We start from the raw sequence: 21065 nt of genomic DNA on the forward strand, positions 1-21065 counted from the left end.
AAAAGTATTGGTCAACCAAGCTAAATTAATACATTTAAAAAACTAAAAATTACACATTAAATTGAATTATATTAAATAAAAAATAGAATAGAGGATTTATGACATCAATAAATAATTGGCAAATTATGCCAAAAGATCTTTTTGCAATGGGACCTATCGTTCCTGTACTAGTGATTGATAAAGTTGAAGATGCTTTACCCATTGCGGAAGCACTTTTGGCTGCGGGTATTAAAGTATTAGAAGTGACCTTACGTACGCCTGCTGCATTAGATGTAATTAGCACTATTGCTAAAGAGTTGCCTGAGGCCGTTGTTGGGGCAGGTACTGTTACTAACCGTCTACACTTACAGCAATCAATTGATGCAGGAGCTAAGTTTGCCTTAAGCCCAGGTTTAACGCCAGATTTATTAAAAGCAGGGAGTGAAAGTAGTATTGCTTTAATTCCTGGTGTTTCTTCTGTTTCAGATTTAATGAGCGCAGCAGATTTAGGTTATGATCACTTGAAATTTTTCCCAGCAGAAGCTTCAGGTGGTGTTAATGCTATTAAAGCGATTGGTGGTCCATTCCCTAATATTACTTTTTGCCCTACAGGCGGAATTAATTTAAAGAATGTTCGTGATTATTTAGCATTATCAAATGTTGCTTGTTGTGGTGGCTCTTGGTTGGTTCCTAGTCAAGTTGTAGCAACGAAAAATTGGTCTGAAATAACGAAACTATCTAACGAAGTACTTAACCTCGTTAAATAATTTCTTATATTGATATTTTAGTACGAAACTAAAAAGAAATAGGTTTTCTTTTAGAGAGCCTAGCGGTGCCATCAACTGTTGGTACTGCTGCTTTTACTTCATTTTTTGATGATTTCGTACTTACTGATTGAGTATTTTCATTTAAATCTTCAGCAGTTGTTATTATTTCATTAGGAACATAATCAAAAACATCATCTTCACTTAGCTCTTCATTTATAACAACTTGTATTCTTTCACCATTAAACTCAACAATATCATCATGGTAAACTTTTTTCCTTTTTTGATATTCGACTTCACCGTTGAGTAAAACATATCCTTCACTAATAACAACTTTCGCTTCACCACCCCCTGCAACAAGATCAGCAATTTTAAGTAATTTACATAACTCTATTGGTTGTTTATCTAACTGTATTTCTAAATAACTTTCTGACATATATCTTTTTAGCCCTTAAAAAGAGTTGTTTCTACTGCTTATTTTATCACTTTTTCAAACTAAGGTTTGACTATTTTATTTTATAAAAAACAGTACGTTATTAATAAATATTAATGTTGATAAGAAAAAATACTAAAAAACAACTTGTGTTGGTGGTATGACCAGTGTTCTAATCTCTGTTATTATTTATAGTGATCACCGTTAAGTAAACATAACTAAAAGGTGTTTAGTTAACGGCAATTATTAATATGATCACCGCATCATCAATTACTTCAGTGGTAGGAGAAAACTATGCTTAGTTATAAAGCACCGATAGCAGACATTAAATTTTTAATAGAAGATGTATTTGATTATTATGGACATTACCAAAAATACCCTGAATTTGTCGAAGCAACCCCTGATTTAAATGATGCAATTTTACAAGAATGTGCAAAGTTTTGTGAGAATGAACTATTACCTTTATATCAAAGTGGTGACAAGGAAGGTTGTACCTTTAACAATGGTGCTGTAACGACACCTAAGGGCTTTAAAGAAGCTTATAACAAATATGTTGAAGGTGGTTGGCAAAGCTTATCTCATCCTATTGAACATGGCGGTCAGGGCTTACCACCGTCATTAGGTATGGCTAAATCAGAAATGATGGGTACCGCTAACTGGTCTTGGGCTATGTATCCAGGATTAAGCCATGGTGCCATGAATACAGTACAATCGCATGGCAGCGAAGCACAAAAAGAGCTTTATTTAACGCGTTTAACTGAAGGTAGCTGGACAGGTACTATGTGCTTAACTGAGCCACAATGTGGTACTGATTTAGGGCAAGTTAAAACGAAAGCTGAGCCAAATGAAGATGGCACATATAATATTACCGGTACTAAAATTTTTATTTCAGCGGGTGAGCATGACCTAACAGAGAATATTATCCATATTGTGTTAGCTAGGCTTCCAAATGCGCCAGCAGGTACACGGGGGATCTCTTTATTTATTGTTCCTAAAGTTAAAACGGATGCGCAAGGTAATTTAGGCGAAAGCAATCATGTTACTTGCGGCTCTATTGAAGATAAAATGGGTATTAAAGCTTCTGCAACTGCGGTGCTGAATTTTGATAATGCTGTTGGTGAACTCATTGGACCGGAACATAAAGGTCTAGAATGTATGTTTACTTTTATGAATACCGCCCGTGTAGGTACTGCATTACAAGGTGTATGTACTGCAGAATTGGCATATCAAAATTCATTAATTTACGCAAAAGAGCGTCTATCAATGCGCTCGCTTACAGGTAAGAAATTTCCTGAGCAAGTAGCAGATCCTATTATTGTTCATCCTGATGTTCGTAAAATGTTAATGACGCAGAAGGCTATTTCTGAAGGTGGTCGTGCCATGATCTATTATACGGCTAAAATTGTTGATGAAATTGAAATGGCAAAAACTGATGCTGAAAAAGAAGCAGCAGATGAACGTTTAGGTTTTATTACACCTATCCTTAAAGCATTCTTAACTGAACTTGGCTCAGAAAGTGCGAACCATGGTTTACAAATATTCGGCGGTCACGGCTTTATAAAAGAGTGGGGAATGGAGCAAATTGTTCGTGATGCACGTATTGCAACACTGTATGAAGGTACAACAGGTATACAGGCGTTAGATTTGCTGGGTCGTAAGATCTTACTAACGCGTGGAAAATCATTAAAAGCCTTTACTAAAGAAATACTAACGTTTTGTAAAGATAAAAGTATGATTTCACAAAGCCCGCATAAGCGTCAAATGAATAAGTTTATTTGGCCATTAAGTAAAGCAACAGCTAATTGGCAGCAGTATTCTCTTAGGTTAGCACTTAAAGCAAAGAAAGATAGAGATATCATTGGTTCAGCGTCAGTTGATTATTTAATGTTTTCTGGTTATATCGTGATGGCTTATTTTTGGGCTCAAATGGCACAAGCTGCTTACGAGAAGTTAGCAACAGATGTTGAAAATCGTGATTTTTACCGTGCAAAAATTAAAACAGCAGAGTTTTATTTTGAACGCATGTTACCAAGAACTAAGTCGTTAGCGAAAACTATGATGGCAGACCCTAAAACCTTGATGCAGCTTGACCAAGAGTTGTTATCGTTTTTGTAGGATGACGCTAGGTTAATTAAATAACCTTTATTCGCTTAAATAGATATTAACCACAATCAATAGTTATAATCATTGATTGTGGTTTTTTTCTTTACACTTACGGTTAATCTATGTTTTCTTTAATCAGCGGCCGTTATAGTAAAAAGTATTGATTAGATTCGCTCAGTTCTATATTATCTACCTCTAAATATGATATAAAATGTAGATGGATCTTCATGATAAAAATTATTTTTTGGCTATTATTAATTAGCTTTTCATTTCCCAGTGCTGCCAAATCACCCTTTGTCGACTCAACTTATGTTGGTGTTGATTATATATTATCTTCTATTGAACTTCGTGATGAACGTGCGAAACCTAGTACAACTGCCTTTCGCATAGGAGCGAATAAAGAACGTATTGGCTTGGAAGCTCAGTATCTAAGAGGTAACAATACCGATAATATTTATCGTATGGAATTCGATTTAGAACAAAGTATTGCTCTTTACCTTGTATTGCAATCAAAGACTATCAGTGGTTTTGGTTTAGATGTATCACTAGGCTATGCTGTAACCGATATGACGGTGCAGGGGCCTGCAGAAACGTATAACGGCGAAGATACCTATTCCGGTTTTTCTTGGGGCATCACTTTTCATCAAAAAATATCTTATATCGAAAATACTCAACTTAGGTTTGGTTATCAATCACTCTATAAAGATGATGATATATCCATATCTGGTATTTCTCTTGGTGTAATCTACCAATTCTAGTTATTAATCATGCTATTTGAATGTATAAAAGTTCATAAAAAGCATTTGCGGTGAAAATTAAACAATGAAAGCTAATACAATGAAAAGTAACAAAATCAAAAGCAACGCAATAGCTTATTTTATTGCTATATGCCTAACGAACATCATGTTATTTGGTTGCGATACGGATAATAACGCTAGCGAACTCGGTCAAGCAGTTACGTTTGAAAAATTGCGTGAGCAAGGGCTATTTATTGAGTCACTTACGATCAACGATGATCATATTCGATTAACGAAAGGTGAAACTCATCAACTTAGCGCAATGGCTTTAACTAATAGTGGTGATGTTATCGACGTAACGGAAAGTATTGATTGGAGTTCAAGTGATAACAGCATCGCTACTGTTAATGAGCAAGGTTTAGTTACCGCTGTTGCCAATTCCTCGAATAATCAAGGTATTGTTATTATTATGGGAACAAGCATTAATGGGATTGTGGATGAAGGAGAAATTTCAGTTAGTGACGTTGCGGTAAGCGCTATTAACTTAATTCATCCTCAGCCGGAAGAGGGTACTATTGGTACCTGTGTGGCGACCAACATTACTGCAAATGTAAATTATGAAGATGGCTATATTTCAATGAATACGATCAAAGATATCAGCTTTAGTCTTGATAGCAATACTAGTGCGACTATTGATAAAAACGGTACCTTGTATACCTCATCACCTGACATTGAAACCAGTATAATAACGGGGACTTTAGACGATATTACCGACTCATTAACCGTTATTGCCGACCCACTCAATGTAGGCCATCTTGATATTTTACTTGATGATATAGTTACCGATGATATTACGCTCGCAATAGGAGAACGTATTTTAGTTAACGGTCAGGCCACGTTAACCAATACTACTTTGCCATCTTCTATTGATAATACTATTGTTTGGTCACAAGAAAGTGGTGACTATCTCGGCATTACGACAACAGGTGATAACAAAGGCACCCTAGTTGGCCTTATTGCGGGTACAACGCAACTTGTTGGCTCTTGTGGAGGCAATCAAACTACGGCAACCGTATCAGTAACAGGAACAGCTGAACTTGACTCTATAAAAATTAATAAAGGTAGTGATATTACCTTGGCATCATCAGAGTCGGTAGACTTAACCTTAACGGCTTATTATACCGACACCCCAACAAGCTTGAATGTTTCTGAGTTTGCACATTGGTCAGTTAGCGATACTAGTTTAGTCACGGTGGAATTGATTGATTTAGGTACAAACACAGCGAGTTATCAGTTAACGAATATTTCAAAAAGTACCGATGAAGTGATTGTTACGGTGACTTATGCTGGAGAAAGTAGCACTATAAATATCACTCTTGAATAAATACAGGTAATAAAAACGAATAAACCCAACCAAACACTTAGCTTTATATAAAGGTTATCTCAATATAGTAAGGTTTTGATGGTTCAGACGGTTTATAAGTTACACCAGATGCATTCAATAGGGGGACACACGTTTGTGTGTTCCCTATATTCGATCAAGAAGCGTCGATTATTTCTATGTTTTTAACGTCAATTAAATTTGACGATGAGATGTCAGCTCCTCCAAACTCTTGTTCTTTTGGCTCAGCCGTTCTATCGATGGTAAGTGCTGAAAAGTTGTATAAGTCATGATCAGATAATTGAGAAAGACTAACACTCTGTGTACTTTTAAATACACTTTCTACACGTCCAGGAGATTCTTGGTCCCAAGTATTAAGCATATGCTTTATTTGTTTTCTTTGTAAATTCTCTTGTGAACCACAGAGGTTACAAGGAATAATAGGGTAGCTCTTTACCTCGGATAGTTGCTCAATATCCTTCTCTCTGCAATATGATAGCGGTCTTATTACTACATTTCGTTTATCGTCACTTAGTAGTTTGGGTGGCATAGCCTTTAATTTTGCATTATTAAACATGTTCATCATTAAGGTTTCAACGATGTCATCCATATGATGACCTAATGCTATTTTTGTTGCACCAATCTTTTCAGCAAAACCATATAATGATCCTCTTCTGAGTCTTGAACATAAAGCGCACGTTGTTTTTCCTTCAGGTACTTTTTGTTTTACTACTGAGTAGGTGTCTTTATCAATAATGTAGTAGTCAATGCCTTTTTCTTCGAGGTAATTAGGTAGTATATGTTCAGGAAAGCCAGGCTGTTTTTGATCGAGATTGACAGCTATAACGTCAAATTTAATGGGCGCTACACGTTTTAAGTGTAAAAGGATGTCAAGCATTACGAAAGAATCTTTACCTCCACTTATGGCACAAAGAATTTTATCGCCTTCTTCAATCATGTTGTAATCAGAAACGGCTTTGCCTGTTAGGTGTCTGATTTTTTTTTCTAGCTTATTGCTAATAGCTTGTTGAGTATTCATTAAAAACTACTTACCACTTAATCACATTAGATATTATATTTTCGATGGTAAATTCTATCATAGGTTAAAAGTTTAAAGTGGTATTAAAGTTGTTTGAAAGGGGATTATTTCGACGTTATATTAGCTTAATAAAGACTGAAAAAGGTTACATACCTCTTTCAGTCTTTGATTTCAGTATGAGAAAATACTTTTACTGTAGCGGAGACACATAACCTTCAGGTTTTAGCGCAAGTACATCACAGTTAAGTTGGTCAATGACATGCTCTGCGGTATTACCAATTAATGCTGCAGAAATACCCGTTCGGCCTATTGTGCCTAGCACAACTAGCTCAGCATCAATTTTATCCGCGACTTCTTCAATGACTCTTTCAGGTAAGCCTTCTTCAACGTGAGTGTTAGTGATATCAATTTCAAATTCAGTCGCATGTGCTGCCATCGACTTTTTATGATGTTGCAGCATAGTATTATTGTATTCACTAGAGTTAAACTCTGGTATTTCAATTGCAATGTTAACAGGTGTGCCAGGAAATGAATTTACTAAATGAACGTTTCCTTGAATCAGCTGTGCTAATTTTTTTGCTTCTTTAGTAATTTTATTATTAAGTGAATTGTGCTCTGTTTCATCACTTCCGACATTAATTGCTGCAAGTATGTTCCCATTGCTTGGCCATTCATGCTCTTTTACTAATAATACTGGACATGGACATTTACGCAATATATGCCAATCAGTAGGAGTAAAAATTACCGATTTGAATTTGTCATGTTGATGAGTCCCTTTAATGACTAGATCGTAATTATTTTGGATTACTTGTTCAATAATAGATTCAAAAGGGCGATTATGCCAAACAACTAAGTTACTAATATCAATATCAGGCTTTAAATTACTTATAATACCTTCTAGCCAAAGCTCTTTATCTTTAATAACAGATTGTCGCATAGCGCCACGATCATCGTTGGAAAGGATAGTAGTCATCTCATAAGAGAAGTCAAAGATACTTAGAAAAGCAGTTACTTCCACCTGACCGCCACTTGCTTTAATATTGGCAGCTAAGTCTATTGCTCTTTGTAATGCTTTTTGTTCATCAGTTGATGGGTCGATAACGACTAGAATTTTTTGATAGGTTTTCATGATAATTCTCCCTGTTGTTATACATTGGTTAAACTTTATTAAAGCTTAAGTAATTTATATCAAAAGTGTGAGATTAATGCTTGTTTTAAATCAAAGTATAAGGGATTTAAAACAAGCATTATAAATTATAACGCTAGAAAGCCTTTGAGGAGCTAAAGTTCGGCACAATTAACAAGTTCATTGAGGTTTATGATAGTAATAAGTTTACCATCAACCTTAATTAAGCCTGTTTTATGAAAACGATTTAATAAACGGCTGATTGTTTCAACGGTAAGTCCAATGTAATTACCAATATCGCTTCGTGTCATTGTAAGGCGAAATTCATTGGCTGATAAACCTCTGGCACGATAGCGTTTGCTTAAGCTGACTAAAAAAGTAGCAACACGTTGTTCGGCATTCTTTCTGTTCAACAACGTAAGCATTTCTTGATCGGTTCTAATCTCGTTACTCATTAAGCGTAAAACTTGTTTCTTAAGTTTTGGCATAGTATTAGATAAAGTATCTAAATTATCGTAAGGAATTTCACATATCATCGATGTTTCTAAAGCTTGAGCAAAACTTTTATGTTCTGATTCGGCAATAGCGTCAAATCCTAGTAAATCTCCAGCTAAGTGAAAGCCAGTGATTTGTTCTTCACCTTGTTCATTAACGGTAAAAGTTTTAAATGTACCAGAACGAATAGCATAAAGCGCCTGCATTTCTTGACCATCAGTGAATATTTTATCACCTTTGTGGAAAGGACGTTTACGATCAATAATTTGATCAAGCGTATTAAGTTCTTGATCATTTAAGGTAAAAGGTAGACAAAGTTCACTAACACTACAGTTTTGACAGTTAATATGCTGTGCACCAGGGGAACTATTATTTAACATAGGCTACTCATTTATTTTATAGGAATAGGGTAAATTTTCATTTATGTATTTACTCTAATTTCTAGGATAATGCTATGGTATTAGAACATCTGGTGGTATGCAACAATAAAACTATAAATACCAAAGGTTATTAGTACTAACGCCATTATCTTTTTGAACGATGGTTTAGTTAAAGTATTTTTAATGCTACTAAACCCAATAGAAAGAGTTAACAGTGCGGGAAGAGTACCTAAGCCAAAAAAGAACATAATACTCGCCCCAGTATATATGCTACCGCTTGCCAGTGCCCAAGTTAAGGTTGAGTAGACTAATCCGCAAGGTAACCAGCCCCAAATGGCGCCAAGAGTAAGTGCTTTTATTGGTGAATTTACAGGGATGGCTTTACTGGCTAAAGGTGATATGTAACGCCATAAATGCTTACCTAGGGCTTCTATTCGATTTAACCACATCAACCACTGACCTAAATATAAACCAAGTAAGATCATAAAGGTTGCCGAAATTAACCGTAGACCAGCAAGTGGCATTCCAATATTTTTTGCCGCGATAGAGCCGGTAAATCCCACAATTGCGCCGATAAAAGCATAGGAAGAAATACGACCAATATTGTATAAAATTACTAAGGCGGTTTTACTACGAGTAATTGAGGATGCTGTTGAGTGCTTAATAGGTCTCTGATTATTAACAGGTATTTGATTATTATATTTATTTGACTCAGGAAGGGCTGAAGTGAGCATGGTGGTAATCCCACCGCACATCACAATACAATGCCCTGAGCCAAGTAATCCTATTACAAATGCGGAGAATAAGTCTAGGTTCATTGAGTTAGTTACCGTTATGAGAACTGCTGACTTTGTTAGCCATGATTTGTACTGTCAGGTTTATCACTACTTTGTTTGGTTGTTTTATCATCCTCTTTATTATCAAAAAGAATACTCATACCTTCTTTTTCAAGGTCATCAAACTGTTCAGTTTTTACTGCCCAAAAGAACATATAAATACCCAGTGCTGTTAGTAATACCGCGATTGGAATTAAAAAATAAATAATGCTCATTTTTGTTTCTCTTGATCTTAAGGGCTATTATCTGAGTAAGCGTAGTGAATTACTGATCACTAAAATTGAGCTAACAGACATACCAATAACAGCCATGTAAGGTGTAATATAACCGGCTACAGCTAATGGTAATACAATAGCATTGTAGCCAAAAGCCCATAAATAATTCTGAAAAATAATGCGTTTAGTCTTTATTGATACATCATTTAAGGTATTAATACTTGTTAGTTTACTATTAAGTAAAATAACATCAGCACCGCTTTTGGCTATATCAGTTCCGCAGCCCATTGCCATAGATACATGTGCAGCACCAAATACTGGAGAATCATTAACACCATCGCCTACCATAGCAATGTTAATATTGTTCTTTTGTTGCTCTTTGATTATTGACATTTTATCTGTGGCGCTTAAGTTACCATGACATTGAGTTACAGATAAGGTTTTACCTACTTTGTCACAGGCGCTTTGATTGTCACCAGACAGCATCATTGTTTGATGGCTGGCATTAAGCGTGTTTAATAAAATATAGGCGTCTTCTCTGATCTTATCGACCAGATAAAATGCTGCAATAAGTTTATTTTCAAAAACGAGTACACAAGAAGCGCTCATTAACGATTGATCATTTTTATGCTCTGTAGCTGTTAACAGCCAGCTAGCTTTGCCAATACGATAAGGGTGCTCATTAACAATACCAGTTACACCTAATCCAGACTGAACTTGGATTTCTTTTGTCGGAAGATTAAAGTCTCTATGTTGTTTGAAAGGCTTAGCTAAAGGATGTTCAGAATGAGATTCTAAAGCTGCCGCTATCACTAATGCTTCGGCTTTAGTGTATTGATTATCATAGATTTCAACTCTATCTATCGCAAACTCACCTGTTGTTAACGTGCCTGTTTTATCAAAAGCGAAGCAATCTATTTTAGGCATGGTTTCCATGACATGAGCTGACTTTATCATTATACCATCACGATTTAATCGAGTTGTGGCACAAGTTAAGGCAGTTGGTGTTGCCAAAGATAATGCACAGGGGCAGGTCGCGACTAATACGGATAAGGTAATCCAAAAAGCTTCTTCGGGTAAATGGTGATGCCAATAAAGTGCGGTACCAATGGCTGTAAGTAAAATAATAGCGACAAAATATTGTGCTACCTTATCAGAAAAACGTGCCAATTTAGGCTTATATGCTTGAGATTTCTCACTTAAACGAATTAATTGACTTAAAAATGATTGATTACTTGGTTGTTGTACTTTGACGGTAAGGTTTCCATCACCATTAATGGTTCCTGCAAAAACCACATCATCAATTGTTTTTGATACTGGCGTTTGCTCGCCAGATAACATTGCTTCATTAATTTGGCTGGCGCCACTAATAATAATACCGTCTGCTGGAATAGCTTCACCTGGTTTAATTAACACTAGATCATCTTTAATTAATTGTTTGGCAGCAATAAGCTCTTCATTACTTATATTTTCAACATCATTCGCTGACTTTTGTAATTCACTATTCTTTGTGTGAACTGTTTCATTAATTGCAGGAGAGTTACTTCCTGTTTTTTTTAATCTAGTCGCCGTCATTGGCATCAACTTTAACAAATTTGCTGAAACTTGAGCAGCATATGAGCGTGCTCTAAATTCTAAAAACTTACCGATAAGCAATAAGAAAGTAAACATAGATACGGACTCAAAATAGACTTCTCCTTGCTCAGTTATTGTTGCCCAAGCACTGGCGGTAAAGGCTAAAATAATAGCAATTGATACCGGAACGTCCATCGACAATCTTTTAATCTTTAAAGCATTTATTGCGCCAATATAAAAAGGGAAAGCTCCGTATGAAACAATAGGGATGGCTAGAATAAAACTAACCCAACGCAGGTATATTTTATGATCTTCATCCATATCAGAAAAAGCGCCAAAATATAACCCGACAGCAATCATCATAACTTGCATCATTAAAATGCCACTGATGCCTAAACGCTTGATAAATACTTTGCTGGTTTTCTTATTACGTTGTTCTATTTCATTTGCTTTAAAGGGAAGGGCTTGATAACCAATGTCTTCTATGGCATCAAGTATTTCACTTAATTGTAAAACCTTATCTTGCCACTTTAAGGTTGCACGTTGTGTCGTTGCATTGACACTTATTTCGTTAATCCCCTTAAGCTTGGTAAGTTGCATTTCAATTAACCAAGCACAAGCAGCACAATTAATCCCTTCAATCGTTAAAATAGCTTCTTTTGCACCTTGATCTTGATAAATAAATTCACTTTGCAGCATTTCTTCATTAAGTAATTTATTTTTTTTCGATTGTAAGCTTTTTAATTCTTCAGGTATTAGCTCGGCGCCTTTTTGGGCTGGCTCAGTTCTAAATTGATAATACTGGGTCAAGTTATTATCAACAATAGTTTGCGCAACAGCTTGACAACCTATGCAACACATAGGTTGTTCTTTTTGATTAATGGTAACGTAAAGGTTTATACCGGATGGAATAACTTCATTACAATGAAAACAAGAAGTGGACATAGTTTATTGTGCTTTAGTTGGATCGGGAATGATGTCAATAACAGTACTTTGAGGTAATACAATGGTTTCTTGGATTTTCCAGTCATTATCAAATGGAGACATAGTTATTTTCCATTTCCCCGAAATATCATGATCAAAACTATGTCTAAAATAACCATTACCATCAGGTGTTAAAGCTAAAGAAAAGTCTTTGCTTTCTTGCGTTGGGTGAAAAAAACTAACATTGAGCAATGAAAATGTTTTTTCAATACCCGTTGGCTCTATTATAAGTTCATTATTAGTAAGCTGTAATGTAAAGCGTATTCCTAGCTTCTGTGCTCGTTTAACCTTTGCAACTTGTAAATTAATGGCTTTACCTGTTTTGTAATAGTCACCAACAACAAGCGTATCCGGATCAGTATTGGCAATTACATAAGTGATAGTTCCTGCAACAACAGCAGAAAATGGAAGAAAAAAAACTAACCAAGCCCAAGGCTCACGATACCAAGATGTTTTCATAATATATAACAATATTCAATAGGTTAAATTTGACGCATATTATAGCGCTTATCTACCTTTTGAGCTACTTTTCTTTAGTAAGATTTAATAATAAAAAACCCTAGTTAACAATGTGTTACCTAGGGTTTTTGTAACTTACATAGGTTGTTACAAACTATGTAATGTTTTGATTATTTCTTAAATTTTAATCTTGAGAAAGTGAGTAAACATAAGCACTTATTACATGTACTTTCTGTTCACCTAAAATATCTTTCCAAGGAGGCATAACGCCAGCACGACCATTGCGAATTGATTCTTCAATTGCGCGTTGAGAGCCACCATATAACCAAATATTATCAGATAAGTTTGGAGCACCCATAGGTAAACCAAGTGCTAAACTACCTTGTCCATCAGGACCATGACAACTTGCACAAAGAGCAAACTTCTCTTTACCTGCTTTTGCAAGATCAGGGTTAACTGAACGGCCGCTTAAGCTAATAACATAAGCTGCTACTTCTTTAACACCTGATTCACCACCAAGAACGTTAGACCATGCCGCCATTCCTGATGCTTTTCGACCATGCATGATAGTTTCTTTGATTTTCTCTGGTGTACCACCATATAACCAATCTTTATCAGCTAAGTTAGGGAAGCCTGTTGTACCGTGAGCATCAGAGCCATGACATTGAGCACAGTTCTGAATAAACAAACGTTGGCCTACTTTTAATGCTTCGCTATCTGTCGACAAGTCTTCAATTGTACGTGCAGCATAAGCTTCAAAAATTGGACCATATTTTTCGTTTGCTTGCGCAACTTCACGGTCATATTGAACTAAAACACCTGAATCTTTAGCTAAATTTTCTATTGTTTTTGCCTTTGATTCAGCAATATTTAGAATACCTTGGTTTGAACTCTTCCAACCTAAAAGACCAGACCAGCCTCCTAAACCGTAAAGAGCAATATAACCAAATGCCCAAATAATTGTTAATAAGAAAAACGTACTCCACCACTTAGGTAGCGGATTGTTTAATTCTTCAATGCCATCGAAGCTGTGTCCCATTGACTCACCTTCTTTAACACCTGTAAAGTTCTTTAAACACCAACGTAGTAGAAAAACATAAGCTACTAGTGATCCCAAGGTAAGAACCCAAACCCAAATACTCCAGAAGCTAGACATTATTATTAGTCTCCTGTTTGCTATCTGTATCAAAATGGCGTGTTTTATCGTTTTTCATAGTTTGTTCTTTTAAAACGTCGTCTTCTTCAAAAATAGAGTTAGCAACTTTATCAAATGAAGACTTACGTTTTTTTGAATATGACCAAACTACAATTATAATAAATAATGCCAATATAAGGAGGGCAATTAACCCTCTAAGTGTTCCATATTCCATCATAATCAGTTTACTTCAATGCGTGGCCAAGTGATTGCAAGTAGGCAATCAAGGCACTCATTTCAGTTTTACCTTTAACCGCATCTTTAGCGCCATCAATCTCTTCCTGAGTATAAAGAGGAATAGGGTTCCCATTCTCATCTTTATGGCTACGATTACGTGTTAACCAATTAAATGTTTCAAGTTTTTTACCTGTTAACTCACCATCAAGTGTATTAACGTTTAACCAGCTATAAGCAGGCATATTTGACTCAGGTACAACTGAACGAGGATCAGTTAGATGAGCAATATGCCAATCATCACTGTAACGACCGCCAACACGAGCTAAATCAGGACCAGTACGTTTAGAACCCCATAAGAAAGGGTGTTCCCAAACTGATTCACCGGCAACGCTATAGTGACCATAACGCTCAGTTTCAGCTCTGAATGGACGGATCATTTGACTATGACAGTTACTACAACCTTCGCGTATGTAAATGTCACGGCCTTCCATTTGTAATGCTGTATATGGCTTTAAATTATCAACAGGTGTTGTTGTTTCTTTTTGAAAAAACAAAGGTGTTATTTCTACTAATCCACCAATGCTGATAGCCAACACAGTGAAAAGAAAGAACAAACCAACATTTTTTTCAACTTTTTCATGGTTATTTTTCATGTTTATTCTCCTTAAGCTGTTTCAATGGCTTTAAGACTTCCGTCTTTAGCACCAATAGTTTTAAACATGTTGTAAGCCATTAAGATGAAACCTGCTACAACGAGAACACCACCTAAGAAACGAATAAAGTAGAATGGGTATGAAGCTGTTAAGCTCTCAACAAAGCTGTAAGTTAAGGTACCGTCAGTATTTACTGCACGCCACATTAATCCTTGCATAACACCTGAAATCCACATAGCCACAATATAAAGTACTATACCTGCTGTATGCATCCAAAAATGAACGTTGATTAAGCGTATGCTGTACATGCGACCTTGATTAAATAGTAACGGAATTAAGTGATACATTGCACCAATTGAAACCATTGCAACCCAACCTAAAGCACCTGAATGTACGTGACCAACAGTCCAATCTGTGTAGTGAGATAACGCGTTTACTGACTTAATTGCCATCATTGGTCCTTCGAAGGTAGACATACCGTAGAAAGAAAGAGAAACGATTAAGAAGCGTAAAATAGGATCATGACGAAGTTTATGCCAAGCACCAGATAGTGTCATTATACCGTTAATCATACCACCCCAAGATGGAAGGAATAATACAATAGACATAACCATACCAACAGATTGAGCCCAATCAGGTAAAGCAGTGTAATGCAAATGATGTGGACCAGCCCAAATGTATAGTGAAACTAATGCCCAAAAGTGAACAATAGATAAACGGTAAGAATATACAGGACGTTCCGCTTGTTTTGGAACAAAGTAATACATTATGCCCAAGAAACCTGCGGTTAATAAGAAGCCTACGGCATTATGTCCATACCACCACTGCATCATGGCATCAATTGCTCCAGGATAGATGGAGTATGATTTCATACCTGCAATAGGAATAACCATTGAATTACCAATATGTAAAACAGCTACAGTGATAATGAAAGCGCCGAAGAACCAGTTAGCAACATAAATATGTGAAACTTTACGCTTAATTAACGTACCGAAAAATACGATAGCGTATGAAACCCAAACGATAGTAATAAGAATGTCGATTGGCCATTCTAACTCTGCGTATTCTTTCGTTGAAGTATAACCTAAAGGTAAGGATATAATCGCGGATAGAATAACCGCTTGCCAACCCCAAAAAGTGAAAGCAGCTAACTTACCACCAAACAATCGTACTTGAGAGGTTCGTTGTACCACATAATAGGAAGTTGCAAATAAGGCACTTGTACCAAAGGCAAAAATTACCGCATTAGTATGAAGTGGGCGAAGACGAGAGTAGGTTAACCAAGGTGTATCGAAGTTTAACGCAGGCCAAATTAATTGTGCCGCGATGAGTACACCTACGAGTGTACCAACGATCCCCCAGATTACGGTCATTACAGTAAATTGACGTACAACATTGAAGTTGTAGTCTACTGCTGACGTATTACTTTGAGTCATGTTTTGTATTCCGCAGTGTTATTATTAAGAGAATAGTTTTTACAACGTCGTTATCATTAAATTCAGTTATAAAAACGAACTATATTTTTACTATTTATATTTGCATGTCAAATGGCATTGATATATTCAAAAAATCGAGCTAAATGGTATATATGCAAAGCAATTTTACCTCTTGGTGGTGTTATAAATCAACTGTTGCATTCGTTTAAATTTGACTTAGATCAAGTTACAGGGCTATTAACTCCATTAAAACAAAACATTTAAACTTGTTGTCTAATTACTGACTTATTGTTTTGATAAATAAAAAATATAAAAGCCAGACAAGATTAGTCAGTAAAAAACAATCATTTCATTCACTCATAATTTTATATATTGACTTAAGTTCATGAAAAATTTATTTATTTTAAGTTGTTTGTTTTTTTAGGGGCATATTGTCGGTTTTGTTTAAATGTGAAATAAAACGCATATGTTAAGTTTATTCTCTTTCTATACTATTGTGTAAAAGCGTAATCTTTTATAGTTATTGTTATCAATATAACTAATATTTCTTTTGATAATATAGAAAAAAAATATTAGTTATAAAGCAAGTAATGGGCTTTATTTAAATTGATTTTTATATTTTTTGAATAAAAGCACTAATTATTGAAATGAAATCTTAGTTGTAATGTTCTTATAAATAGTTGCGGGCTTGAGGTATCATAACCTGACATTATTTTAGGTCTGATTATTTCACTCTTGGTTGTCTCAATGTTGGTAACCAGGACGATATGGTATCTTAATGTTATTACGTGTATGTTTATGTTAATTGAAGTGGCATAAGTATGTATTTTTTTAGTTTAATGGAGTCAAGTAAGTATTCGCTTTTTGCTTGAACTTAGAAAGTTATAATGAACAGAATTTTTGTTTTTTTAGCCTTTATTTTTACGATAATTGCTTGTAAACCAGTAACACCAGTTTCTACCAATGATATCAAATTGCAACCTTCTTCATTTGTTTGTTTAGCTAGTCAAAGCCAGTGTCGGGTAAGTGTTGATACAGGTCATTTTGATATTCAATTTTCGCAAGTGGCTCAAGAAGGAAAAATTAAAACAGAATTGCCTTTTTATATACAGTTGCATTTTGATGCTTTAGGTGAAAAATATAAAATACAGAGCATCGCAAGTTATCTTGAAGGCAAAAGTATGTTTATGGGAAAGATACCTGTTTTTTTCAAAGAGGGCCAAAATAATGGCATAGTTGCTGAAAGTTTACTTGCTAATTGTAGTGAAGATGTGATGACGTGGCGATTATGGTTTACGGTAAAAATTCTTATTGCAGACAAGGTTCAACAACAAGATTTTTTCATTGATTTTGATAGTCAGCGCTTATAACGCTAACTAAGTTATATGAGTAAAAGGTATTTATTCACGTTTAATATGACATCTTATTAAAATAGATGAATAAATACCCTTAAAGCTTTAAGCGTATATTTAAATATTATTTGTCACATCAATAGACAGTTTTAGTTTTTGTCCAGGTTGTAAATATTTACTTCTGCTTAAACTATTCCAACGTTCAATATCACTGATACGCACATTAAACTTACTTGCGATTCGTGCAAAAGAGTCTCCGCTGCGAACTTTATAAGTGATATTGCGCATAACAGCTTGTTCTACACTTGCATTAATTCTTGTTACTTCATCACGTTTAGTGGATGCTTGTGTTTTTTGCCAAATAACAAGTTTTTGGCCTAGTTTTAATGTGTCACGTGGCGCAATGCCGTTCCATTTAGCTATATTATTGCTGTTAACTTTATAACGGCGTCCAATATCCCAAAGGTTATCTCCAGCGACAACAGTATGAGTTTTTTTCAATCCTTGCTGTGGTTTAGCTTGTTTTGAAGCAATACGTTGATCTTGAGATAAAATATAACTATCAAGTGATTTGGCTGCAACAGGAATTAATAAATGCTTTCCAGCTCTTATTTGATTACCTTCAATGTTATTTACTTTTCGGATTAAGTCTATGTTAGTATGAAACTTTTTAGCAATTCGACCTAAATTATCACCTGACTTTATCTTATAACGTTGCCAATCTAATCGTTCACTTTTTTCCAGTTTTGCTAAGTTAACTTCAAAACTATCAACTTTATGTTTAGGTAAAACTAAGCGGTGAGGGCCTTCAGGATCTGTTGACCAGCGGTTGAAACCGGGATTTAAACGTTGTAATTCAGTTAATGATAAGCCAGCTAAACTAGCGGCTTTAGCTAAATCGAGCTGTGATCCTATATCAACTTGGCTAATTACTTCTTCATTCGATATTTTATATAGGCTAAGGTTAAACTGTTCAGGACGCTTAATGATATCAGCGAGCGCTAATAATTTAGGGACGTAGGCTTTAGTCTCTTTAGGTAAATCTAATGACCAAAAGTCTGTATTTTTACCCATTCTTTTATTTTTTCTTACCGCACGTTGTACTCGGCCTTCACCTGAGTTGTAAGCTGCTAGGGCAAGTAGCCAATCTCCATCGAAAAATTTATGCAAATATTTCATATACGCTATAGCACCTTCAGTAGATGCAATAACATCACGGCGGCCGTCATACCACCAGTTTTGCTTCATACCAAAACGTGTTCCGGTACCAGGAATAAATTGCCACATCCCGGAAGCTCTACCATGAGAATAAGCAAAAGGGTCAAATGCACTTTCAACAATCGGTAATAAAGCAAGTTCGATAGGAACATTGTTTTTCTCTAATTCCTCTACGATATAGTACAAGAATGGCTCAGCTCGTTTACCTATTCGTGTTAAATAGCTTGGGTGTTTTACGTACCAATCACGTTGCGCTATAACACGCTCGTTTTCAGGTACATCAAAAGTAAATTGCTGCCTAATTCGATGCCAAACATTATTTTGTTGTAATGTCGTTTTGTTTGACAATGAAAAATCTACATCGTCAACAGGATGCATAACATCAATATTTTCATCAAAGAGTAGGGCTTGGTTTATTTCAGTGGCAGAAGCTATATATTCTGCTTGGTTAGTGTTGTTTTCTGTGTTGTTATTATCGTGCGACAATAATGTGCTTTGGCAGCCACTAAGAAAAATGAATGCAGGGAATAAAAAATATTTCATGAATAACCAGTGATAATTTGTAAGGGAAAGAACATTAAGTAGCACTTTACAGCGCACAAGCTTTTAGACTAACACGTTAAAATTGGTCTTTCCAGCGTCTAATTGTAGTGAAAGCATCTAAACTATTCGCTTGAGTGTTATTATCAAAAGTCATAGCACTGGATTGAATTGTCGCCTTATGACTTCGTAAAAAGGGATTAATTTGTTTTTCAACTTTAATAGTGGTTGGAATAGTGCTTTGTTTATTATTACGTAACTTATTAACTTGCTGACTATAGTTTATTAAATTTTCGTTGTTTGGCTCTACTGCTAATGCAAACTTTAGATTAGCTTGTGTATACTCATGGGCACAGTAGACTTTTGTATTTTCAGGTAAGTTTGCTAATTTGGTTAGTGACGTTAGCATTTGTCTGGGAGTGCCTTCAAAAAGTCGACCACAACCACCAGAAAATAAAGTATCACCACAAAACAGAATTGGTGTAGTTTGTTCTTGAGTAAAGTAAGCAATATGACCAGCAGTATGTCCAGGTAAATCTATAACGGTAAAACTTACTTCAAGTTCAGGTAACGTGACAATGTCATTTTCAGTTAATTTAACATCGCAGTGTGGTATGGTCTCTTTTGCTGGCCCATAAATGGTGAGAGGCCATTGTTGCTGTTGGCAATAAGCGACTAATTTCTTTATACCGCCTGTATGGTCTGCATGATGATGAGTGATTAAAATAGCATTAAGTATGAGTTGGTTTTCTTCTAAAAAAGTAATGCAAACATCAGCATCACCAGGGTCAACGAATGCAGCTTTAGTGCTATTAGTAATGCCCCAGATATAATTATCAGCGAATGCAGGCAAAGCCTTGATGATATCTGTATTATTCGATTTGATTGTGCTCATTTATAATTTCCAACTTGCTTAAGAATCAGAGTTAATTATACTGAGATTATCAGTAATACCAATTGAAATAACTTGTATTTATGAAACCTGCTCTAGCATTTCGACAACCCCATTATCCTAAATCTTGGAAAGACTTACCCAATGGAGATATAATTTTATCAGCTATTGAAAACGTTTTAGAACCATGGTGGCAAAAGTTTTTTGGTTATCATTTATTGAAAATAGGTGCTTTAAGTCATGAAATATCTTGCGAGCACAGCCCAATAAAAAACCAGGTTAGCTGTAGCCCGAATCCTTGTTTTGGTTCGCAACAAAATTACAATACAGATATTGTTTGTGAGCTTGATGATTTACCTTTACTTGAGCATAGTGTCGATGTTTGCTTACTTAGCCATGTATTAGAATTTTCTCTTGATCCTCATCATGTTATTCGCGAAGCAAATAGAGCATTAATTCCTAATGGTTACCTTGTTATTACTGGTTTTAACCCATTTTCTTTAGCTGGACTTAATCGTATTATTCCTTATAGAAGAAAAACAATGCCTTGGAATGAACATTTCTTTTCGCCTATGCGGGTAAAAGACTGGTTACAATTAATGGGTTTTGAAATTCTTAGTGATGAACGTTGTCTGTATAGTAGTTTAGCAGGAAAAATGAATGAGCATGGTTTGGCTAATTACTGGCATAGTTTTGCAAAAAATTATTTAACAAGTGTCGGTTCAGTATATGTCATTATAGCGAAAAAAAGGGTGTTACCTTTAACACCAATAAAACCCAAATGGCAAATAAGAGCTAAATTTAATCCTGTTAAAATTCCTACAATGAATGTTAGTTCTGAAAATAATAAAAGCATGCATCATAAATCAAAATTAAATAGATAATGACTCCTAATATTTAATTTAAACTGTAATTATCAAAGTATAAAATTACAGCTTAATTGTTATCGATGAATAACTTCATTTTATTAATATTAAGACAACCTTCTCTTATCCGAATTTATTTTATTATAGAAATAAAGTAAACCCATTGAATTTCCTTCTATAGTAATTAATTCTCTTGTTCGTAACTTGCTCATAGTTAGCTCGTCGCTTGT

General features: G+C 35.3%; 20 protein-coding genes. 6 read left to right on the forward strand and 14 right to left on the reverse strand.

The window, feature by feature from the left end:
• Positions 1–98: 98 nt before the first annotated feature.
• Positions 99–746 carry a bifunctional 4-hydroxy-2-oxoglutarate aldolase/2-dehydro-3-deoxy-phosphogluconate aldolase gene (locus Q4503_RS05625; RefSeq protein ID WP_215972407.1) on the forward strand — a complete coding sequence of 216 codons (648 nt, stop codon included), beginning with the start codon at positions 99–101 and terminating at the stop codon, positions 744–746.
• A 28-nt stretch (positions 747–774) separates the two neighbouring features.
• Here Q4503_RS05625 and Q4503_RS05630 read toward each other — a convergent pair whose 3' ends face one another.
• Positions 775–1179: an RNA-binding S4 domain-containing protein gene (locus Q4503_RS05630; RefSeq protein ID WP_215972408.1), complete on the reverse strand. Its 405-nt coding sequence runs from the start codon at positions 1177–1179 to the stop codon at positions 775–777.
• Between the two features lie 291 nt (positions 1180–1470).
• Between Q4503_RS05630 and Q4503_RS05635 the strand changes: the two genes are divergently transcribed.
• From Q4503_RS05635 to Q4503_RS05645, 3 genes are all read left to right on the forward strand, one after another.
• Positions 1471–3291, forward strand: a complete 1821-nt coding sequence (locus Q4503_RS05635; RefSeq protein ID WP_303601638.1) for an acyl-CoA dehydrogenase C-terminal domain-containing protein — start codon at positions 1471–1473, stop codon at positions 3289–3291.
• A gap of 215 nt (positions 3292–3506) precedes the next feature.
• Complete coding sequence (locus Q4503_RS05640; protein ID WP_303601639.1) at positions 3507–4037, forward strand: outer membrane beta-barrel protein; 531 nt, start codon at positions 3507–3509, stop codon at positions 4035–4037.
• Between the two features lie 64 nt (positions 4038–4101).
• Positions 4102–5400, forward strand: coding sequence for an Ig-like domain-containing protein (locus Q4503_RS05645; RefSeq protein WP_303601640.1), 1299 nt, complete (start codon positions 4102–4104; stop codon positions 5398–5400).
• 154 nt (positions 5401–5554) lie between these two features.
• Here the strand turns inward: Q4503_RS05645 and ttcA are convergent, their stop codons facing one another.
• From ttcA to ccoN, 11 genes are all read right to left on the reverse strand, one after another.
• Positions 5555–6436, reverse strand: coding sequence for a tRNA 2-thiocytidine(32) synthetase TtcA (gene ttcA / locus Q4503_RS05650; protein WP_303601641.1), 882 nt, complete (start codon positions 6434–6436; stop codon positions 5555–5557).
• A gap of 190 nt (positions 6437–6626) precedes the next feature.
• Positions 6627–7565 (reverse strand): universal stress protein UspE, encoded by a 939-nt coding sequence (gene uspE / locus Q4503_RS05655; RefSeq protein WP_303601642.1) that lies wholly within the window; start codon positions 7563–7565, stop codon positions 6627–6629.
• Positions 7566–7717: 152 nt separating this feature from the next.
• On the reverse strand, positions 7718–8437 hold the full coding sequence (gene fnr, locus Q4503_RS05660) for a fumarate/nitrate reduction transcriptional regulator Fnr (protein WP_303601643.1): 720 nt from the start codon (positions 8435–8437) through the stop codon (positions 7718–7720).
• 80 nt (positions 8438–8517) lie between these two features.
• A complete protein-coding gene (locus Q4503_RS05665; protein ID WP_303601644.1) occupies positions 8518–9255 on the reverse strand; it encodes a sulfite exporter TauE/SafE family protein in 738 nt (245 codons plus the stop codon).
• A gap of 35 nt (positions 9256–9290) precedes the next feature.
• Positions 9291–9488, reverse strand: coding sequence for a cbb3-type cytochrome oxidase assembly protein CcoS (gene ccoS, locus Q4503_RS05670; RefSeq protein WP_215972416.1), 198 nt, complete (start codon positions 9486–9488; stop codon positions 9291–9293).
• A 27-nt stretch (positions 9489–9515) separates the two neighbouring features.
• Complete coding sequence (locus Q4503_RS05675; protein ID WP_303601645.1) at positions 9516–12008, reverse strand: heavy metal translocating P-type ATPase; 2493 nt, start codon at positions 12006–12008, stop codon at positions 9516–9518.
• Positions 12009–12011: 3 nt separating this feature from the next.
• Positions 12012–12506 (reverse strand): FixH family protein, encoded by a 495-nt coding sequence (locus tag Q4503_RS05680; protein ID WP_215972418.1) that lies wholly within the window; start codon positions 12504–12506, stop codon positions 12012–12014.
• A 184-nt stretch (positions 12507–12690) separates the two neighbouring features.
• Complete coding sequence (ccoP, locus tag Q4503_RS05685; protein ID WP_215972419.1) at positions 12691–13662, reverse strand: cytochrome-c oxidase, cbb3-type subunit III; 972 nt, start codon at positions 13660–13662, stop codon at positions 12691–12693.
• A complete protein-coding gene (locus Q4503_RS05690; RefSeq protein WP_215972506.1) occupies positions 13655–13876 on the reverse strand; it encodes a CcoQ/FixQ family Cbb3-type cytochrome c oxidase assembly chaperone in 222 nt (73 codons plus the stop codon). The genes ccoP and Q4503_RS05690 overlap by 8 nt, the downstream gene beginning before the upstream one ends.
• 10 nt (positions 13877–13886) lie before the next feature.
• Positions 13887–14531: a cytochrome-c oxidase, cbb3-type subunit II gene (ccoO, locus tag Q4503_RS05695; protein WP_215972420.1), complete on the reverse strand. Its 645-nt coding sequence runs from the start codon at positions 14529–14531 to the stop codon at positions 13887–13889.
• Between the two features lie 11 nt (positions 14532–14542).
• A complete protein-coding gene (gene ccoN, locus Q4503_RS05700; RefSeq protein ID WP_215972421.1) occupies positions 14543–15967 on the reverse strand; it encodes a cytochrome-c oxidase, cbb3-type subunit I in 1425 nt (474 codons plus the stop codon).
• An 887-nt stretch (positions 15968–16854) separates the two neighbouring features.
• On the opposite strand from ccoN, the gene Q4503_RS05705 reads away from it, so the two are divergent.
• A complete protein-coding gene (locus tag Q4503_RS05705; RefSeq protein ID WP_303601646.1) occupies positions 16855–17337 on the forward strand; it encodes a hypothetical protein in 483 nt (160 codons plus the stop codon).
• Between the two features lie 99 nt (positions 17338–17436).
• Here the strand turns inward: Q4503_RS05705 and Q4503_RS05710 are convergent, their stop codons facing one another.
• Both Q4503_RS05710 and gloB read right to left on the reverse strand, forming a co-directional pair.
• The gene (locus Q4503_RS05710) at positions 17437–19080 is read right to left on the reverse strand and encodes a LysM peptidoglycan-binding domain-containing protein (RefSeq protein ID WP_303601647.1); all 1644 of its coding nucleotides are present in this window, start codon (positions 19078–19080) and stop codon (positions 17437–17439) included.
• A 76-nt stretch (positions 19081–19156) separates the two neighbouring features.
• A complete protein-coding gene (gloB, locus tag Q4503_RS05715) occupies positions 19157–19972 on the reverse strand; it encodes a hydroxyacylglutathione hydrolase (protein ID WP_303601648.1) in 816 nt (271 codons plus the stop codon).
• Positions 19973–20052: 80 nt separating this feature from the next.
• Here gloB and Q4503_RS05720 point away from each other — a divergent pair, with 80 nt between their 5' ends.
• Entirely contained in the window at positions 20053–20853 is an 801-nt protein-coding gene (locus Q4503_RS05720) for a class I SAM-dependent methyltransferase (protein ID WP_303601649.1), read from the forward strand.
• The last annotated feature ends 212 nt before the right edge of the window (positions 20854–21065 follow it).

The organism is Colwellia sp. 6_MG-2023 (genome assembly GCF_030547765.1).
GTDB lineage: Bacteria > Pseudomonadota > Gammaproteobacteria > Enterobacterales > Alteromonadaceae > Colwellia.

What these genes read in the sequence shown, in the direction of transcription:
- Q4503_RS05645 (WP_303601640.1), top strand. Translation starts at nt 4,102, where the DNA reads ATGAAAGCTAATACAATGAAAAGTAACAAAATCAAAAGCAACGCAATA.
- Q4503_RS05630 (WP_215972408.1), bottom strand. Translation starts at nt 1,179, where the DNA reads ATGTCAGAAAGTTATTTAGAAATACAGTTAGATAAACAACCAATAGAG.
- uspE (WP_303601642.1), bottom strand. Translation starts at nt 7,565, where the DNA reads ATGAAAACCTATCAAAAAATTCTAGTCGTTATCGACCCATCAACTGAT.
- Q4503_RS05635 (WP_303601638.1), top strand. Translation starts at nt 1,471, where the DNA reads ATGCTTAGTTATAAAGCACCGATAGCAGACATTAAATTTTTAATAGAA.
- gloB (WP_303601648.1), bottom strand. Translation starts at nt 19,972, where the DNA reads ATGAGCACAATCAAATCGAATAATACAGATATCATCAAGGCTTTGCCT.
- ccoS (WP_215972416.1), bottom strand. Translation starts at nt 9,488, where the DNA reads ATGAGCATTATTTATTTTTTAATTCCAATCGCGGTATTACTAACAGCA.
- fnr (WP_303601643.1), bottom strand. Translation starts at nt 8,437, where the DNA reads ATGTTAAATAATAGTTCCCCTGGTGCACAGCATATTAACTGTCAAAAC.
- Q4503_RS05710 (WP_303601647.1), bottom strand. Translation starts at nt 19,080, where the DNA reads ATGAAATATTTTTTATTCCCTGCATTCATTTTTCTTAGTGGCTGCCAA.
- Q4503_RS05625 (WP_215972407.1), top strand. Translation starts at nt 99, where the DNA reads ATGACATCAATAAATAATTGGCAAATTATGCCAAAAGATCTTTTTGCA.
- ccoO (WP_215972420.1), bottom strand. Translation starts at nt 14,531, where the DNA reads ATGAAAAATAACCATGAAAAAGTTGAAAAAAATGTTGGTTTGTTCTTT.
- Q4503_RS05680 (WP_215972418.1), bottom strand. Translation starts at nt 12,506, where the DNA reads ATGAAAACATCTTGGTATCGTGAGCCTTGGGCTTGGTTAGTTTTTTTT.
- Q4503_RS05690 (WP_215972506.1), bottom strand. Translation starts at nt 13,876, where the DNA reads ATGGAATATGGAACACTTAGAGGGTTAATTGCCCTCCTTATATTGGCA.
- Q4503_RS05640 (WP_303601639.1), top strand. Translation starts at nt 3,507, where the DNA reads ATGATAAAAATTATTTTTTGGCTATTATTAATTAGCTTTTCATTTCCC.
- Q4503_RS05720 (WP_303601649.1), top strand. Translation starts at nt 20,053, where the DNA reads ATGAAACCTGCTCTAGCATTTCGACAACCCCATTATCCTAAATCTTGG.
- ccoN (WP_215972421.1), bottom strand. Translation starts at nt 15,967, where the DNA reads ATGACTCAAAGTAATACGTCAGCAGTAGACTACAACTTCAATGTTGTA.
- Q4503_RS05705 (WP_303601646.1), top strand. Translation starts at nt 16,855, where the DNA reads ATGAACAGAATTTTTGTTTTTTTAGCCTTTATTTTTACGATAATTGCT.
- Q4503_RS05675 (WP_303601645.1), bottom strand. Translation starts at nt 12,008, where the DNA reads ATGTCCACTTCTTGTTTTCATTGTAATGAAGTTATTCCATCCGGTATA.
- ccoP (WP_215972419.1), bottom strand. Translation starts at nt 13,662, where the DNA reads ATGTCTAGCTTCTGGAGTATTTGGGTTTGGGTTCTTACCTTGGGATCA.
- Q4503_RS05665 (WP_303601644.1), bottom strand. Translation starts at nt 9,255, where the DNA reads ATGAACCTAGACTTATTCTCCGCATTTGTAATAGGATTACTTGGCTCA.
- ttcA (WP_303601641.1), bottom strand. Translation starts at nt 6,436, where the DNA reads ATGAATACTCAACAAGCTATTAGCAATAAGCTAGAAAAAAAAATCAGA.